General features: G+C 42.3%; 13 protein-coding genes and 1 pseudogene. 9 read left to right on the top strand and 5 right to left on the bottom strand.

The window, feature by feature from the left end; genetic code table 11:
* A partial coding sequence (locus L8106_RS30125; RefSeq protein WP_009787935.1) for a CHAT domain-containing protein occupies positions 1-2,029 on the top strand: 2,029 nt, incomplete at its 5' end.
* A 39-nt stretch (positions 2,030-2,068) separates the two neighbouring features.
* On the opposite strand, the gene L8106_RS27970 is transcribed toward L8106_RS30125, so the two are convergent.
* Entirely contained in the window at positions 2,069-4,468 is a 2,400-nt protein-coding gene (locus tag L8106_RS27970; RefSeq protein ID WP_009787936.1) for a GH116 family glycosyl hydrolase, read from the bottom strand.
* 332 nt (positions 4,469-4,800) lie between these two features.
* Positions 4,801-5,046 carry a ChaB family protein gene (locus L8106_RS27975; protein ID WP_009787937.1) on the bottom strand — a complete coding sequence of 82 codons (246 nt, stop codon included), beginning with the start codon at positions 5,044-5,046 and terminating at the stop codon, positions 4,801-4,803.
* A 456-nt stretch (positions 5,047-5,502) separates the two neighbouring features.
* Between L8106_RS27975 and ccsB the strand changes: the two genes are divergently transcribed.
* The 7 genes and pseudogenes from ccsB to L8106_RS31145 all read left to right on the top strand — a co-directional run.
* A complete protein-coding gene (ccsB, locus tag L8106_RS27980; protein ID WP_009787938.1) occupies positions 5,503-6,555 on the top strand; it encodes a c-type cytochrome biogenesis protein CcsB in 1,053 nt (350 codons plus the stop codon).
* Between the two features lie 86 nt (positions 6,556-6,641).
* On the top strand, positions 6,642-7,019 hold the full coding sequence (locus L8106_RS27985) for a hypothetical protein (protein ID WP_009787939.1): 378 nt from the start codon (positions 6,642-6,644) through the stop codon (positions 7,017-7,019).
* Positions 7,020-7,089: 70 nt separating this feature from the next.
* Positions 7,090-7,212, top strand: coding sequence for a hypothetical protein (locus L8106_RS34310; protein WP_255348904.1), 123 nt, complete (start codon positions 7,090-7,092; stop codon positions 7,210-7,212).
* 229 nt (positions 7,213-7,441) lie between these two features.
* Complete coding sequence (locus tag L8106_RS27990) at positions 7,442-8,833, top strand: malic enzyme-like NAD(P)-binding protein (protein ID WP_009787940.1); 1,392 nt, start codon at positions 7,442-7,444, stop codon at positions 8,831-8,833.
* Between the two features lie 521 nt (positions 8,834-9,354).
* A complete protein-coding gene (locus L8106_RS27995; RefSeq protein ID WP_009787941.1) occupies positions 9,355-10,575 on the top strand; it encodes a HetZ-related protein in 1,221 nt (406 codons plus the stop codon).
* A 305-nt stretch (positions 10,576-10,880) separates the two neighbouring features.
* The gene (locus L8106_RS28000) at positions 10,881-11,642 is read left to right on the top strand and encodes a PHP domain-containing protein (RefSeq protein ID WP_009787942.1); all 762 of its coding nucleotides are present in this window, start codon (positions 10,881-10,883) and stop codon (positions 11,640-11,642) included.
* 538 nt (positions 11,643-12,180) lie between these two features.
* Positions 12,181-12,330: pseudogene (locus L8106_RS31145) on the top strand (Uma2 family endonuclease); the annotation flags it as partial.
* 95 nt (positions 12,331-12,425) lie between these two features.
* Here the strand turns inward: L8106_RS31145 and L8106_RS28005 are convergent.
* Entirely contained in the window at positions 12,426-13,166 is a 741-nt protein-coding gene (locus L8106_RS28005) for a response regulator transcription factor (RefSeq protein ID WP_009787945.1), read from the bottom strand.
* A 135-nt stretch (positions 13,167-13,301) separates the two neighbouring features.
* Entirely contained in the window at positions 13,302-14,288 is a 987-nt protein-coding gene (locus L8106_RS28010; RefSeq protein WP_009787946.1) for a PleD family two-component system response regulator, read from the bottom strand.
* 551 nt (positions 14,289-14,839) lie between these two features.
* Here L8106_RS28010 and metH point away from each other — a divergent pair.
* Positions 14,840-18,415, top strand: coding sequence for a methionine synthase (gene metH / locus L8106_RS28015; protein WP_009787947.1), 3,576 nt, complete (start codon positions 14,840-14,842; stop codon positions 18,413-18,415).
* A gap of 59 nt (positions 18,416-18,474) precedes the next feature.
* On the opposite strand, the gene L8106_RS28020 is transcribed toward metH, so the two are convergent.
* A partial coding sequence (locus L8106_RS28020; protein WP_009787948.1) for a hypothetical protein occupies positions 18,475-18,723 on the bottom strand: 249 nt, incomplete at its 5' end.

The raw sequence follows: 18,723 nt of genomic DNA on the forward strand, positions 1-18,723 counted from the left end.
TTTGGGCAATGCTTACCGAGAGTTAGGTCGGACGGAAGCAGCTATTCAAGCCTTCCAAGATAGTCTAAAAATTGCCACTCCCAAAACGATGCCTAATGAATGTATTAATCCCGGACGCAACTTAGGCAACATCGCCTTTACTCAAGGTAACTGGGAACTCGCCATTACAGGTTACGAACCCGCTATCGAAGCGATCGAACTCCTTCGCAACTCATCCCTCACCGATGATCGCCGTCAACAATTTCTTGAAGAAAACCTGAGCGTCTATGCCAATATCGTGCAATGCTATATTAACCTCGAACAATACGATAAAGCCCTCGAATACGCCGATCGCTCCCGTTCCCGCTTCCTGGCCGACCTTTTCCACAACAAAGACCTCTACTCCAAAGGCGACATTCCGCCCCAAGTTCAAGAGTATCTCGACCTACAACAACAAATCGATCGCCTCCGGTTTAACTCCCCTTCAGATGGCATAATGGGAGAACGTTCATCCACTCCCGCCTCCACCGAAGCTAAACTCGAAACAATTAAACAGTTAGCAGCAAAAAAACAGCAAGTTTGGGAAAGTATTCGCCGTGAAAATAACGAATTAGCCGCAAAACTCCAACCCACTCCCCTCAGTTTCCAGCAGATGCAGCAGTTAATTGGCGATCGCAAAACCGCCCTTCTCAACTTCTACACAACTGATAACGATACCTTTATTTTTATCCTCCGCCATCCCAACTCAGCAGGAGAAATCCCCCCAACCCCCCTTGATAAGGCGGGCTTAGATGGTGAGAGGTTCCTTGATAAGGGGGGCTTAGATAGTGAGACGTCAATCACCTGTTTCACCTGCAAAGGACAAGGCTACGAAACCCTACAAAAATGGATTAAGGAAACTTGGCTTAAACCCTATATTAATATCAAACAAGCCAAATTATTCGCCGCTGCCCAACTCCTCAACCGCCAACTTGAGGAATTGGAGTCGATACAAATTACTGATACTGCCGTTTTCGTAACATTAACCGATGATTCGGTAGAAACAATTTGCGATCGCCATGAATTCCTCCAACAAACTCAAAAACAGCGCCAACATCTACTAGAACAATGGCAAAACCAAATGCAACCCACCCTCGCCTCACTCTCCCAACGCCTGCAACTTCGGCAATTGATTGAAAACCATCTGCAAGATATTGAAGAATTAATAATTGTTCCCCACCTAGCTCTACATCAAATCCCTTTCGCCGCCCTTCCCCTCTCGGAATTAAACCCAGAAAAACAGACTACTTCAACCCCCGTTTCAGTCGGCAAACATCGGGGTTATCGAGATTTTGATTTCGATATGGATGAGGAACCCCAAACACCAACTCAACCCCATTTATCAAAAATAGAATATCTGTGCGATCGCTTTCAAATTCGAGTCGTTCCGAGTTGCCAAATCCTCGACTTTTGCCATCAACGAAAACCTATCGAAACTAACATTTTGGGAATCGTTGAAAACGCCACAGGTGATTTAGATTTTACCCCAGAAGAATGTCGAAAAGTCGCCGAACTTTACAGAGTTCCCCCACACCTCCACCTGAAAGAAGAACAAGCCACTATCGCCAACTACCTGAAACTCGCCCGAGAGGTTAATATTCTCCACTCCAGTCACCACGCTAGTTCCAACCTCAGCAACGCCCTGGAGTCTGGCTTGCAACTCTCCGACGGCACCTTAGACTTAGCCCACCTATTCATCCAACGTTTTCCCCAACTTTCGGAAGTGTTTCTATCCTGCTGCGAAACCAATTTTTCTGTATCCGAAATGACCGACGATGTTTTGACGTTGGCGGGGGGTTTCCTGACTGCGGGGGCGCGAAGTGTTGTCAGTACGTTATGGCGGGTGCAGGACAACTCGACAGCCGAGTTTTGTCAACTCTACTATCAGTTCCGCAACCGGGGAGAAATTCGTCCGGAAGCCCTCAGAAAAGCCCAGTTTGAACTGCGAAAAACTGAAAGTTTCAACCATCCTTATTATTGGGCGGCGTTTGTTTCTCAGGGGTTGAGATAGTTAATTATATCATATTAAAGTTAATATTTTGACTGAAAATTATTCCCGACATTGATCATAAATTGCCCAAATTGCCATCGCCCTCAAATAATGACTCGCCCGAAATGTTCCGGCTGCGGTAATGGCTTCTGGGGTTCTAAATTGTAAGCCATTTTCATAAATTTGTTGAACCACAACTTCTGCTAACTTAAACCCTTCCTCTTTCATTCCCATTTGAATTAAAAATGCAGCTAATCCAAAATTAATCCCCGTCCAAACTTCCAACGGATGAGTATCATTTGGATTAATAGGTTCTCCATTTATTCTAACACCATTTGCGGCACCAAACTGACCTTGATAGAAATTTTGAAAACAAGATTGATAAATCGTTTGTAATGCTGAAATTGTTTTTTCAGGAGAGACAATATCTTCTAATCCTAACAGTTTAGCATAAAATTGACCACACAGTTGATCCGCCATCACCACATCCGAACCACTCTGACTATCAAGCTGAAAATATTGACCATTCCACAAATTTTGATAAATCGGTTTTGCTTTTTCTAACCAAGTTTCATAGGTGGAAATCTTATCGGAAATAGACGGAGAAACATTATCCGAAAATTCCGTTTTCTGCAAACATTTTCCGATTTCTATCGCCGCCTCCAACGCCGCCAACCACAACCCCCCACAATAAGCACTGACTCCTTGTAATTTCCAATCATCAAAAGTTTGGTCAGGTGCGCCACTATTTTCGGGAATTCCGTCTTCGTCTTTGTCAAATATTTTCAAATAATCCAGCGTTTCAACAATCGCTAACCAACAGTCTTGTAAAAACTCATAATCCTCACTTCCTGTTAATACAAAATCCCGATAAACTTGCAATACAAAATCACACGGTAAATCCTTCCAAAGATTACAATCTTGATAACTCGTGTAATTTGTTTTTTCCCAAGGATGTTCGTTTGGTGCGCCCAAATCGTGAGGAGTTGCGCCCGTTGCTTTCCGAATTGCTTCAGCTTGATTATAACCGATAATTCGGGGCGTTTTATCTCCTTTTGAAATCGAACGCGCAAAGGCTAATAGAACGGATTTATCCAACTCCGGCCATAATAAAAGCAATCCAAACGACCCATATAACCGCACATCTAAACTCTCATACCAGCGATAATCCAAACATTCTAAAACTGCAAACTGACCTTTAGGATTATTCTCATCTGCCGCACTCCAAAGCGTCCCCCCATCGGTTAACAAATACAGTTCATTAAACAACGCCATTTTGAACCAGGAGGGCAAATCTTGACGGTTTAGAATCGGATTTTGCCACGCTTTAATATTGTCTAACCAAACATCAGAATGCTTCATCGCTGTCCGAATCATTGACCAAGCATTTTTACCATTTCGACCAAAAAAATCGGTGTAGCGACGATAATAACCAACCCCAGATTCAAACTCAGTAACGGGTAAATCCCAAGACAATAAAAACGGAATTTTGCGTGTTTTTCCAGGTCGAATCGTAAACTTAACGGCTAAAGCAACTCCAATTTGTCTTCCTTCAGTTGCGGGATGTTCACTTTCTTCATCTAATAAAGTTCCATCTTGAGAAAAATAATTCCAAATTTCCTCTCCCGTTCCGACTGTATTCCAAGCCGTGTGATAATAGACTTCTACCGCCGGATTTGTAATAGTTGCAATTGCCATTTGTCCTTCGCCTTCGCGGACTTCTTCACTGGCACTGAGGCGAGACATTAGACAACCAATCCGATGAAAATCTTCAACTAAATGATTGAAATTTCCGACACTATTTCCCCAACGGGGTTGATATTCATAAATCGGACTGCCATCATCTCGAACTTGAACTAATGGTTGTTCTAAAGCATTCGTAAACCAACCGATTGTATTTTGCCAAGTGAGGAGAATACTGAGAGTAATCGGTTCATCTGTGGGGTTGTGGGCAATCCATTCAAAAACAGCAATCGGATAACTGGTTTCTTGATAATTATTTGCCCAAACGGGGGAAAATTGTTCGCAACTTAATTGGGCTTTAAAGACATTTTCATAGACAAACCAACTGCGAGGATAAAGGGCGTGATAGGTTCCGGTTTTCTGGGAATTAGAAGAAGCTGGATACCAATTCCAAGCCGATAAACTCTCATCTTCTGGTGGTTCTGTACAAAGGGCATAGGTTTGAGTTTTGCCGTTAACTTCTTCAAAAATACTAAACTGACAAGCGGGTAAACTGCGGAAAATATGTTCACCGCCATCGAGATGCCACAGGTTAAAATCTCCTCGCGATGAACGGCCAATACAACCCGCCCCGAACCCACCTAACGGCATCCCATGCCAGGGGCCATCATCGAGGTTACTGCTGTAGCGGACAGTATAGGGTTTTTCCCAACCTAGACCGATGGGACGATTCCAGGTCTGGGGCGGTATATCGTGGCTCGTCGGTTGATTGATCATAAGGTTTATTTTATCGCACAATGGCTTCTCGACTGCATAAGTTTAGCGGAACTTGATATATATTTGTGTAGATAGAAAAGGTTTATCAAGTTAATTCCCAGCAGATAATTAAACTCTCAAACAGTTGAAATAATTTCCATTAAAAATAAGAGATAAAAATGGTCTAAAATTTTAGATTTTATCTATACATTTAAAAAATAATTGTTAGCATAAGTCATTAGGGCAGGTTTATAGACTTTTCTAATTACTCAAGAAAATGTTAATAAACCCACCCCATTTTATCTGTTTTTTTTAATAAAAGACTCTAGCCTTTTATTAATTTATAATTCCACTTAAGACGCAGGCATTGTACCTGTTGTGGTGCGACCTGCCCCTCCTTCGGGAATAGTTTCCCAGTGACCTTCTGAACCCTGTTTATATTGAGTTTTTACATAATTCCAGGCGAGTTGAGACGCATTACCTTCACTCAAACCATCAGAAGCCGCACTATTGAAAGCCGCTAAAAAAATCTGTTGAGCGCCGCGAGGAAGTTTAGATTTAACATCTTCCGGTAATTGTTCAATATTTTCGTAAGCCATCTTATTTTTTCCTTAAAAATCGACTTTTGTACACTTATTTTTGATTAAACCGTTGAATTCGCAAAAAAACATCTGACTTGAGATAGAGATTAGCAATCAATCCTAAAACTCTCCACTGAGTCGTAAAATTTGAATCTTAGTTCAAATAGCAATCCGATGTAAGTTGTGTAGAAAACCTGCGACAGAATTGGGAACAAGAAAAAAAAACTATAATTTTTAGAGGTTTTAGCAATTTTAATATTGCTTATAAATACTTCCAGATTGCACTACACAAACAAATAAAAAGTTTTAATTTCCGGCCCTATTGCCTGTTGCCTTTTAGAATTGAGAGAGTCTACCCGAAGATTTGGGTCAGGATGTCGTCCCGAAAAATTTTAGTTGGTACAGGGTTAACAAGAGGCTAGGATAAAAAAGAGTATGCTTTGATCCATCGTTCATTTTAGAGGAGAACACTGAATGAATTTAGTTGCCCTGCAAAATGGGTTAGATAACCTTTCGTTTGCTATCTTGTTCGCCAGTATGCTAATTTACTGGGTTGGTGGTGCATTTCCTCGGATTCCCTACCTGCAAACCTTGGGAACCGCAGCCATGACCATCGCTAACCTCTGTATCGCCGCATTACTCGCCGCCCGATGGATAGAAGCAGGTTATTTCCCGATTAGCAACCTCTACGAGTCCCTCTTTTTCCTCACTTGGGGAATTACAACAATTCACCTAATCGCGGAAAATATGAGTCGGAGTCGGCTTGTCGGCATAGTCACAGCACCCGTGGCGATGGGAATTAGTGCTTTTGCGGCTTTAACGTTACCGTCTCAGATGCAAATCTCTGAACCTTTAGTTCCCGCCCTCAAGTCCAACTGGCTAATGATGCACGTCAGCGTAATGATGCTGAGTTATGCCACTTTAATGGTTGGTTCATTACTCGCGATTGCCTTTTTGGTGATTACACGAGGCCAAGAAATTGAACTGAGTGGGAGTTCCCTCGGAACCCGCATTTCTCGCAACAATCATCACTATCGGTTGAACCGTTCACCCGAATTAGCAGCAAGCGGCAGTCACAGTGTTGTTAATGGTGCGAGTTCTGAACTTTCAGCCAACACAAACGGTCAAGGAACAACTGCCGTGCTAGAGTTAGTCAGTTCGGGAGAGATCAACAACAACTCAGACCGATTATTATCACCTCAACGCTTGAGTTTAGCAGAAACAATTGATAATATCAGTTATCGAATTATCGGACTCGGGTTTCCCTTGCTGACTATTGGTATTATTGCCGGGGCAGTTTGGGCAAATGAAGCTTGGGGTTCATACTGGAGTTGGGACCCAAAAGAAACCTGGGCGTTAATTACTTGGCTGGTATTTGCGGCTTATTTACACGCTCGAATTACCCGAGGATGGCAAGGACGCAAACCCGCTATTTTAGCCGCAACTGGATTTTTAGTCGTTTGGATTTGTTACTTAGGCGTTAATCTTTTAGGTAAGGGTTTACATTCCTACGGTTGGTTCTTTTAACTTCAAATTTTCGCTCCAGGAAAACGGCATTGATTCGGTAGCCATCCCGTTTTCCTTGACAATAAACCTCAACGGAAAAAAGAGTCATGAATAATCCTATTCATATTATTGACAACGATGATGTTCTGCATACAGGCGCAAGTGCATTAATGTTTCAATGCACCTTTAAAGTGAGTGAATTTCTGGCAATGATGCAAGCCAAATTAGAAGAAGAATACATCTTCGGTGACGGCCTTGAATGTGACCTATTGAGTCCGGGTCAATCCTGGAAAAAAGGAAAAGTCAAAGTTCGTTTAGAGTTTAGTTCTTCAGAAAGTGCCATCCCTCAAGTTCCCCAACAAGGGCCAATTGTTGCAGTTCCTCAATTTCCAAATATACCGATTCCCTATAACGAAACGGTCAACCCCGAAGAACTCCCACCCCCGTTAAGACGACAAATTCATCCAGTGGGAATGTGGAGTTAAAATAGGGAGTTGGGGATATCGGGAAAGAGATCTTAACCTTCTGACTCGCCAGTACCGGATATTGTGATCGTTGCCAGTTGCGTGCCTTCCCGATGAAGATGGGCTAGTGAATGGGGCGTTAGATTGGTTAATTGAAATTCGCTCTCCCGACCAAAGCACCGTAGATTATAAGGCAGAGGGCAAAAGGGAATAATGACTGTTTGGGCGGACATGATATAACGATGTCCTGGCGATGACTGGCTGACAATAGCGTGTTAATTTTTGGCTTTCGGCGCCCAAAGAGTAATCATGTCTCCGTTTTGGGGATGGACAAGTCTAGCTTTTTGGCGGTCATCACAAAGTAAATCCAAATTAAATGCAACGATTCAGCAGTTCGGGCTACTTTTCACTGAATAATAGCTATCAATGAACAGTAAACGAACATGGCTAATCTAACACCTAATCCCAGTTATAGCGTCACCATTCGTATCGAACTTCCCAATAAAGCCGGAATGCTAGCTGGCGTCACCCAAGCCATTGCAGGAGTTGGGGGGAACTTAGGACAAATCGATTTGATTGAGTATACTCGCAACACTACAATTCGCGAGATTACTGTCAATGCCTATAGTAGCGAACACGCCGAGAAAATTGTCCAGGCGGTCAAAGCGTTACCCGACTTTAAGGTTGTTTCTGTTTATGATCGCACATTCAACCTTCATCGCAAGGGTAAAATTCGGATTGAAAGCAAAATTCCCCTCAAATCTCAAGATGATTTGGCAATGGCCTATACACCCGGAGTGGGTCGAATTTGTCGGGCTATTGCTGATGATCCCCAAGAACTCTACAATCTCACCATTAAACAAAATACCGTTGCCATTGTCACTGATGGCAGTGCGGTTTTGGGCTTAGGAAATTTGGGGCCGGGGGGGGCTTTACCCGTCATGGAAGGAAAAGCCATGTTATTTAAGGAATTTGGGGGGATTGACGCCTTTCCGATTTGTCTCGATACCCAAGATACCGATGCCATTATCAACACGGTGAAATATTTAGCCCCGGTTTTTGGTGGAGTGAACTTGGAAGATATTGCTGCACCTCGTTGTTTTGAAATTGAAGCCAAACTGCGAGAAATCCTCGATATCCCCATTTTTCACGACGATCAACATGGAACCGCAATTGTGAGTTTAGCCGCCTTATTGAACGCCCTCAAACTGGTGAAAAAATCCATTGAGGAGGTTCGGGTGGTGATTAATGGTGCGGGTGCGGCAGGAGTCGCGATCGCTCGTTTATTGCAAGAAGCAGGTGTTCGTCATATCATTATGTGTGATTCTAAAGGGATTCTCTCGCTTTCGCGATCGGATCTCAATCCCCAAAAACAAGCATTTGCCGTAGAAATGTCCGGTTCTCTGGCAGATGCGATGAAAGAGACTGATGTATTCATGGGAGTAAGCGCTCCCGGTGTAGTGACTCCAGAGATGGTGCGTTCGATGGCAAAAGATCCGATTGTGTTTGCGATGGCTAACCCCATTCCGGAAATTCAACCCGAGTTGATTGTCGATGATGTGGCGATCATGGCAACGGGACGCAGTGACTATCCGAACCAAATTAACAACGTTCTGGCCTTTCCGGGGATTTTTCGCGGTGCCCTCGACTGTCGAGCAACCACATTAACCACCAAGATGTATTTAGAAGCGGCAGTGGCGATCGCGGGCCTGGTTAATCCTTCTGATCTGTCTCGTGAACATATTATCCCCTCTGTGTTCGATCTACGAGTCGCCCAAGCGGTAGCCGGAGCAGTTTCTCATACGGCTCGGACTGAAGGTGTTGCTCGCAACTAAAGAGTTAACCGGGTTAATCTGGTCAAACTCGGGGCAGGAGAATCACAAAGCAACAAAAAGTGTATCCTCCGCCCCAAAATAAAGTTGATAGTCTTTTCAGTCAACCTTCGAGTTCAGCAGTTGGGGAAAGGGAAAAAAATGGGTAACGGGTTAAATTAACTCCTTTCGGATATCTCTACATCAGCCAAAGGGAACCAGTTCGGCAATTGTCTACTCTAGTAATCAGGATGGCTTACCTAAAACAAGTGCGATCGCACTCGGCGTTAAGGATGTCAAACGCTCGTATCATAACGCTTTCAGGGTGATGAGAATAACAGCATTGTCTTCAGGTGATCACGCTTGAACTAAGGTCAATTGCAGTTACCTCAGAGAGTGGAACATCGCAGTGCCTATGCGATTTAGTCTGCTCCTACTATTCAAAGTGTAGAGAGTTGATTCAGGACATCCACAATAAATCAACTCCCTCACTGCCCTTCACTCTTTGCTTATGCAAATGGTGCATTACCCTGAGGTTAGAGAAAATGTTTGCTAATACCCAATCCTTCAACCCCGCTACCAACACCTATCAAACTTCCGATGTTCAAGCTGGAAACACCTTTGCAGTCGATCAAGAACTTGACCCTCAAACGCTAGCAGATATTCTCCTCGAAGAATTGTCTACCACCTTGCAAATGAGACCTGCAAGTGGTCAAGCCATCATGATGCGAATTGCCCTTGAGGTCGAACGCATTTGTGAAAAGAGCAAGCGCATTCAATCCTCTGGAGAAGTTCGTACTTGGCAGCTTAATTTAGGCCGTCATCGCTTACAAAAGTGCTTACAATACTACAAACTGGGTTCTAAGCAAGGTCGGGTTGAACTGCATTCCACGTTAGCGGCTATGGTTTATCGTCATATTGCAGCGTTTGCGGCTCAACTGAATTTCCAAGCGCGTTACACCCTGATCGAAGACTTCCTGCAAGGATTTTATATCGAGTCCTTACGAGCTTTCCGTCGGGAACACAACGTTGAAGAAGACTACACTCCTCACACCAAGTTAGAACTGTCTGAGTATATGGCTTTTACCGAACAGTATGCCAAGCGTCAAATTGGTTTACCAGGTCGTAACCGTCAACGTCTGATTGTTCTTCGCGCTCAAGGATTTGCTAAAGGTCAACCCCCCGAAACTTCGATTGATATTGAATTGGCGGTTGAAGGCGGAAAAACTGAAGAAGCTGAAGCCCAAAGCCGTTCTTCGGCAATGCAACAAGTCCGTGAACAAATGGTTTCCGAAGCGGTAGACCCAGCAGATGCGGTTTTACGTCAACGGGTGGTTGCTGAGTTGGTTCAATATCTGGAATCTCAAGACCAGCCTGACTGTGTGAATTATCTGATGCTAAAATTGCAGGATATGCAAGCGAGTGATATTGACAAAGCTCTTGGTTTAACAGCTCGTCAGCGCGATTATCTCCAACAACGGTTCAAGTATCATGTTGAAAAGTTTGCCCGTTCGACCAATTGGAAGCTCGTTCATGAATGGTTAGGGGCAGACCTCAATCAAAAACTGGGGATGACAACCAGCCAATGGGAAGATTTTAAAACCCAATTATCCGTCAATCAACGCCAACTGTTGCAACTCAAGCGGGAGCAAAAAAGTGAAAAAGAAATCTCTAAAGTGCTTAAGTGTACGCCGAAGCAAGTGCAGAAGCGGTGGGCAAAACTCTTAGACTTGGCTTTTGCCTATCGTAATGGTGCTAACGCATAGGATCGGGTAGGTAAGAGCATGGTGAACCGCGATAATGTTGAGAGGAAAGCTAGAGTCTCACTATCCGATCGCCCCAATAGGTCTACCATGTTCACCCCGATCCTCCCTGAAACTGCAAGATTAAGAATAAACTTTTAATGATAAACAATTCCTCAACCAATGATAAGTAAAAATGCTAGGTTTTACTGATAATAATTTCTAATCTTGTATTTTAAAGTTTTAGTGTTGACAACGAACTATTCTAAGGCAAATTAGATACAGTACACTGAAGTTACAGTTTATTAAGTATAGTTATCCAAATCACCATGTTTGCTAACCTAGCTCCGGCTTCTGCTTCATTAGATCGGATCTCTCATCCGAGAGGGAACGCAGATGAACAATTATCATCGGATGCAATGGCTCAAAACCTGACTGCACTTCAGCGAGTTTTCCGAACAATTGACATCAATAGCTGTCCGTCTTCCTATAACTTTCATATGCACACGGTTAAGTCGGATGGACAGCTCAAACCCAATCAACTCATAGAACAAGCCATTGCGATCGGCTTGAAAGGATTGGCGATTACCGATCATCATACAACCCAAGGGTATACTGAAGCACAACGATGGTTAGAAGCCTGGAAAGCTAGCCATCCTGAAAATAGTTCCACGGCTCCGACTTTGTGGACTGGTTTAGAAATTAATGCGGGTTTACTGAATGTAGAGGTGCATATTCTCGCTTATGCTTTTAACCCACAAGCCATCTGTTTACAGCCCTATCTCCAGGGTCATACGCTCAAAGGTTCTCATTACCGAGCCGAAAATGTGATTGCTGCGATTCATCAAGCGGGGGGTTTAGCCGTTTTGGCTCATCCGGCGCGTTATCGATCTCCCGCGAAAGCTTTAATTTCGGAAGCTGCTCGTTTCGGGATTGATGGTGTAGAAGTCTACTACAGTTATCGTAATACGAATCCGTGGCAACCTACACCCAAGATTACCGAAGAAGTCAAACAGTTGGCAAATCGGTACGGACTTCTGCACACCTGTGGTACTGATACTCATGGGTGTAATCTTCTTTTGCGCCTCTAGGCTAGGAGTTTAATTGAGTTGATGTGGGGAAACGATCAAAATCAGGGGTTTATTATTGATGTGTGGTCAGTCACCGTTCTCACTGACCACTGATTAGTCTAATCCAGGGAGGGGTCATTAAGGGAATAGAAAAATGAATTGATCGGGTCTATTTTGAGGATATCTTGAGGATTTCAGCTTCCACCTCCCATAATCATCATCATTAGAAATGCAATCAAAAACATCACCAAAAGAAAGGTTTTGGTCAAAGATTCAGTTTCCCAGAAAGAAGGTTTGGAGGTTTTCATGACGGAATTTTATATGATGTAATCAGGACTTATACCTTTAAACTAACAAATCGCTTCATCAATAGGGTAGAAGTCAAATAAATCTTAAATATATGTAAGTTTTCTTCAAATATTGAATCAACTCTACAACTCCAGAAAGAAATATTGTGTATAAATTCGCAACTAAATTGTTGACATCCTGACGATTAGAGGTTCAAAAAACTGCTATATTAAGGGTTATAGCAGAAGTCGTCAGGTCAAAAATAAAACTCGCAAAATTGGGTTGGTTAATTGATCCTAAAACCAAACAAGTAGAAGTATATCGCGCGGGTCAAGAAGTAGAAATTTTAGAAAATCCTACACTGTTATCAGGGGAAAGTATATTACCTGGATTTGTATTAGACTTAACGGTAATTTGGTAAAATCATAGCAGGGAACAGTGTTTATCGTTATCAGTTATCTAGTCATCAGTGACCCGTTTTTTGTCTGTCCCCTCACTATTTATTAAGAGTATTGTCTACTGAGTCAAACCATGTTCTAGAGCATAACGAACTAACTCCGTGCGGCTATTGGTTCCGGTTTTCGTAAACAAACGACTTACATATTTCTCAACATTACGAACACTGGTTTCTAAGCGACGGGCAATTTCTTTATTCATTAATCCTTGAGCCACCAAATCTAACACACTCTGTTCACGAGGCGTTAAATCAATCTTAATCGGGGGTGGAGTTGGAGTGATCCCACTTTTACCTTTTAGCATATTCTCAATCCGAGCAATTTGACCTGCTAAAGCGGCAATATCAGGATTTCCATCGGAACTACTTGCAGTCGCAACCGCTCGACGTTCCAGCAAGTTTTTGACGATAACAACCAATTCTTCGGGATCAAACGGTTTAGAAAGATAAGCATCACAACCCGCTTGATAGCCTTGAATGCGATCGGTTGTCATCCCCTTAGCGGTTAAAAAAACCACAGGTAAAGCTTTAAACAGGGGATCTTCGCGCATTTGTTTGAGGAACTGATAACCATCGACTTCTGGCATCATAATATCGGTAATTACTAAGTCGGGTAAATTTTGCTGTAACAGTTCCCAACCTTCGCGAGCATTACCCGCCACATCAACGGTAAAATCGCTATCTTCTAAGTAAGCTTGGACGGCTTCTCTGAGTCCCGGCTCATCATCAACCAACAACAGTCGTGATGGGATTTGGGGGACTTCCATACCCTCGTTATCATTTCCCTGAGTCTGACTAGACATTAATTTTACTTTGGTTTAACCTTATACTTTACTTTTCACTCTAGCGAACTTGAGAACCGAAAGAGATCTATCAAATGGACGGTTTTCTAGACCGAATTTACACTTGACAAATATCCTCTAGTTTTACTAATTTTTCTAAATTCTGAAAACAACGCGATCACGTCCTGCTTTTTTCGCTTCGTACAAGGCTCGATCCGCTTCTCCAATCAAAAAATCTTCTGATAAATAATGATTGGGAATTAGACTCGCTACTCCTAAGCTTAAAGTAACAAAGTTACTCACCCGAGAATTGGGATGTTCGATCTCAATTGCGTGTAGAGAATGTCGAATATCTTCAGCGACTTTTACGGCACCTTGAAGTTGAGTATTGGGTAAAATAATTGCAAATTCTTCACCTCCATAACGCGCCACTAAGTCAGCCGGACGCTGAACTTTTTCACAGATGGTTTGAGCGACTTGTTGTAAACATAAGTCTCCTGCTCGATGACCATAGGTGTCATTATAAGCTTTAAAAAAATCAACGTCACATAAAATCAGTGAGAGGGGAAGACGTTCTCGGGAGAGTCTTTTCCATTCGGAATGTAAACCTTGATCAAATCGACGACGGTTGGCAATTTGGGTTAAACTATCTAGAGCAGCAATTTGTTCTAATTTTTGATTGGCAGTTTCTAATTGTTCCGTCAAGGTTCGCGATCGCTCGATTTGTTTTTTTAGCTCTTTCATCGCCCATTGAGTTTGTAAAATTCGACGAATTCGCTGACGTAAGACAGGCCAATGAATCGGTTTTGTAACGTAATCTGTTGCACCAACATCAAAAGCTCGATCAACAGATTGTTCATCGTCGAGAGCAGTGATTATCAAGACAGGTGGACAATGTTCACCTAAAGTTTGTTTGAGTTGAGCGCAACAGGTAAAACCATCAATTTCAGGTAAAACTGCATCTAGCAAAATCATATCAGGTTTTAAAGTCGGACATTGCTCAAAACACTTTTTTCCATCGCTAAATTTAACAACACGATATCCCTGACTTTCTATTTCAAAACTAATCATTTCTCGGTGAGACAAGTTGTCATCAACCACAACAATTAAACGGGTATGGGTTTCAAAAACTGGGTATAACATGAGTTAAATTTGGAAAAAAGCAAGGATAAAATTGATGCGACTACTAATATTAGTATAGCCTTGACTTGTCAAAAAAATCTCTATTTTGAGTATAACTTAACAGTCTATCTATGAAAAAGAATATTGATTTGTATTATTTTATGTATATTTAATGAGTGCATCAGACTTCAACCTTGAGTATTTTCAAGGAGTCCACTGTTCAAACTCTGTTGGAGTTCTCCGTAATTTTCGGGAGATTAGGATCTGAGATGATACTCAAGCTCGCGCATAATAGATCAGTATTTGAGTAAAATGTGGATCATATTGTCTTTAATTAAGAGTAATTGAGCAAAAATATTAGCAGGATTCAAGAAGATTCCTCCCTCAACATTTAGTGCGTTTTACAAAAGATTCTCCCCGAATTCAACTCTAAACTCATCAGAGGGTAGGGAAAACCGAGTTGACGGTCGATCACCCAATAGTTTATGCTCACTGTTAAAGTCTTGCATAAGAGTTATAGCTAGCTTACTAAAATCAATTTCGTCTAATCTTCACCCTATTTCAGATTGCAAATGAAAAGTCTATTCCTCGAACGCCTCCACAGTCCCGAACGTCCTGTTCTTGTCTTCGATGGGGCAATGGGAACGAATTTACAAGTTCAAAACCTCACCGCAGAAGATTTTGGCGGAAAAGAATACGAAGGATGTAACGAATATCTAGTTCATACCAAACCCGAGGCAGTCAAAACCGTTCACCGAGGCTTTCTCGAAGCGGGTTCAGACGTGATCGAAACCGATACCTTCGGGGCGACCTCTATCGTTTTAGCGGAATATGATCTCGCAGACATTGCCTATGATCTCAACAAAGCCGCAGCCCAACTCGCCAAAGCAGTTACAGCCGAATATTCTACACCTGAAAAACCAAGATTTGTGGCGGGTTCTATCGGGCCTGGAACCAAACTTCCTACCCTCGGACATATTGATTACGATACCCTAGAAGCAGCTTTTACCGAACAAGCTGAGGGTTTATTTGATGGTGATGTCGATTTATTTATCGTAGAAACCTGTCAAGATGTCCTGCAAATTAAAGCCGCTCTGAATGGAATTGAAAACGTTTTTAAGAAAAAATGCGAACGACGTCCGATCATGGTTTCGGTGACGGTGGAAGCTTTTGGAACGATGTTAGTGGGTTCAGAAATTAGCGCCGCTTTAACAATTTTAGAACCCTATTCGATTGATATTTTAGGACTCAATTGTGCAACCGGGCCGGATTTAATGAAAGAACATATTCGCTACTTGAGTGAATATTCTCCCTTTGTGGTTTCTTGTATTCCCAACGCAGGTTTACCCGAAAACGTCGGCGGACAAGCCCATTATAAATTAACGCCAACCGAACTAAAAATGGCGTTGATGCACTTTATTGAAGATTTAGGTGTACAAGTGATTGGCGGATGTTGTGGAACTCGCCCCGATCATATTAAAGCCTTAGCAGAAATTGCTCAAACGTTAAAACCAAAACAACGCCAAACCCAATTAATTCCATCTGCGGCTTCTATCTATGGCACCCAAACCTACGAACAAGAAAATTCGTTTTTAATTATTGGTGAACGTCTCAACGCCAGTGGTTCTAAAAAATGTCGAACTTTATTAAATGAAGAAGACTGGGATGGTTTAGTTGCGTTGGCAAAATCTCAAGTTAAAGAAGGAGCGCAAATTCTTGATGTTAACGTTGATTATGTCGGACGAGATGGCGTGCGGGATATGCACGAATTGGTTTCTCGTTTAGTTACAAATGTCAATTTACCCCTGATGTTGGACTCGACAGAATGGGAAAAAATGGAAGCGGGTTTAAAGGTTGCAGGCGGAAAATGTTTGCTCAATTCCACTAACTATGAAGATGGAGAAGAACGCTTTTTTAAAGTGTTAGAACTGGCAAAAAAATATGGGGCTGGTGTTGTTGTCGGGACGATTGATGAAGAAGGAATGGCACGCACCGCTCAAAAGAAATTTGAAATCGCTAAACGGGCTTACCATGATGCAATAAATTATGGAATTCCCGCCCATGAAATCTTTTTTGATACTCTCGCTTTGCCAATTTCAACTGGAATTGAAGAAGATCGAGAAAACGGAAAAGCAACGGTTGAATCAATTCGGATGATTCGAGCAGAATTACCCGGATGTCATATTGCTTTGGGTGTTTCTAATATTTCCTTTGGGTTAAATCCAGCCGCCCGTCAAGTGTTGAACTCGGTGTTTTTACATGAATGTATGGCGGTGGGTTTAGATGCAGCCATTGTTAGTGCGAGTAAGATTTTACCCCTTGCCAAAATTGAACCCGAACATCAAGAGATTTGTCGCCGATTAATCTATGATCAACGTCAGTTTGATGGAGAGATTTGTGTTGATGATCCGTTAACAAAGCTAACCCAACTCTTTGAAGGAAAAACCACCAAAAAAGATCGGGCTGCTACTGAAAATCTACCCATTGAAGAACGTCTCAAACAGCATATTATTGATGGCGAACGGATTGGTTTAGAAGATGCGTTAGTTGTCGCGTTAGAAAAATATCCTCCTCTCGATATCATCAATATTTACTTATTAGATGGGATGAAAGTGGTGGGAGAATTGTTTGGTTCGGGTCAAATGCAGCTTCCGTTTGTATTACAATCTGCCCAAACTATGAAAGCTGCGGTTGCTTATTTAGAACCCTACATGGAGAAAGATGACTCCAATGGGAGTGGGAAAGGAACGTTCCTAATTGCAACAGTTAAAGGTGATGTTCACGATATTGGTAAAAACTTGGTGGATATTATCTTGTCGAACAACGGTTATAAAGTTGTCAACTTAGGAATTAAACAACCTGTTGATAATATTATTTCCGCTTACCGTGAACACCATGCCGATTGTATTGCCATGAGTGGTTTGTTAGTGAAATCTACTGCATTTATGAAGGATAATTTAGAAGCCTTTAATAAAGAAGGGATTTCCGTTCCCGTGATTTTGGGAGGGGCGGCGTTAACGCCAAAATTTGTTTATGATGACTGTCAAAATGCTTATAAAGGCAAGGTAGTTTATGGGAAAGATGCCTTTTCTGACCTCAACTTTATGGAACAATTAATGCCTGCAAAAACCTCTAAAAAGTGGGATGATTGTCAAGGGTTTCTAGAGGAATACGCGAAGGAAAATAATTTCTTTGGAAACGGAAAGATCAAGTCAGAAACTACAACTTCCGAAAAGTCTAAATCAGAGGAAAAAGACAAAGAACCCGCCAAACCCGTAGAAGTTGATACCCGTCGTTCAGAAGTCGTTGAAGTTGATATCGAACGTCCGACTCCGCCTTTCTGGGGAACAAAAGTTTTGCAACCGGAAGATATTCCTCTCGATGAGGTTTTCTGGTATTTAGATTTGCAAGCGTTGTTTGCTGGACAGTGGCAATTCCGCAAACCGAAAGACCAATCTCGCGAAGAATATGATGCCTTTTTAGCGGAGACAGTTTATCCGATTTTAGCCGAGTGGAAACAGCGAATTTTGGAGGAAAATCTATTACATCCGCAAGCGGTTTATGGGTATTTTCCTTGTCAAGCGGAAGGGAATAAGTTGTTAATTTATGACCCGGAAGTAATGAGTTCCGGCGAGGTCAAACCCACTGAACCCGTTGAAATTATTGAGTTTCCCCGTCAACTTTCTGGAAAGCGGTTGTGTATTGCAGACTTCTTTGCACCCAAAGAAAGCGGAATTATTGATGTGTTCCCGATGCACGCTGTAACGGTTGGAGAAATTGCGACAGAGATTGCCCAAAAATTGTTTGCAGAAGACGACTATACCAACTATCTTTATTTTCATGGAATGGCGGTACAAACAGCAGAAGCGATGGCGGAATGGCTTCATGCGCGAGTTCGTCAAGAGTTGGGTTTTGGCGGCGAAGATGCGGACAATATTAAGGATATTTTGCGACAACGTTATCGGGGTTCTCGCTATAGTTTTGGGTATCCGGCTTGTCCGAATATGCAGGATCAATATAAGCAGTTGGATTTGTTAAAAACAGATCGAATTGCGATGTATATGGATGAGAGTGAACAGTTGTATCCTGAACAGTCAACAACAGCAATTATGACTTATCATCCGATTGCGAAATACTTCAACACTTAATACCAATTCTCAAGGAAATTTAGGGGGATTTGCAGTTTTTGTATCCCCCTAAAAATCACTTATTTTGCGGCTGCTTTTGTGGTTTTGGCGTTATTATTTTTACTCTCGGATGGGGCAGAGTTTTCTGTTTCTTTGATGGTTTCTTCGGTTGATTTTAAACTGTAGTTTCCATTTTGACCCATTTCGATAATTCCCATGATTAGTTCAGACTGTTCGGCACATTGTTTGCGAGTCAGTTCTACATCAGCAATGCTTTTAGTCAAACTGGAGATAATATTTTTCACCATCTTACTGTCTTGGGCTTGGGT

This window comes from Lyngbya sp. PCC 8106, assembly GCF_000169095.1.
Taxonomy (GTDB): domain Bacteria; phylum Cyanobacteriota; class Cyanobacteriia; order Cyanobacteriales; family Microcoleaceae; genus Capilliphycus.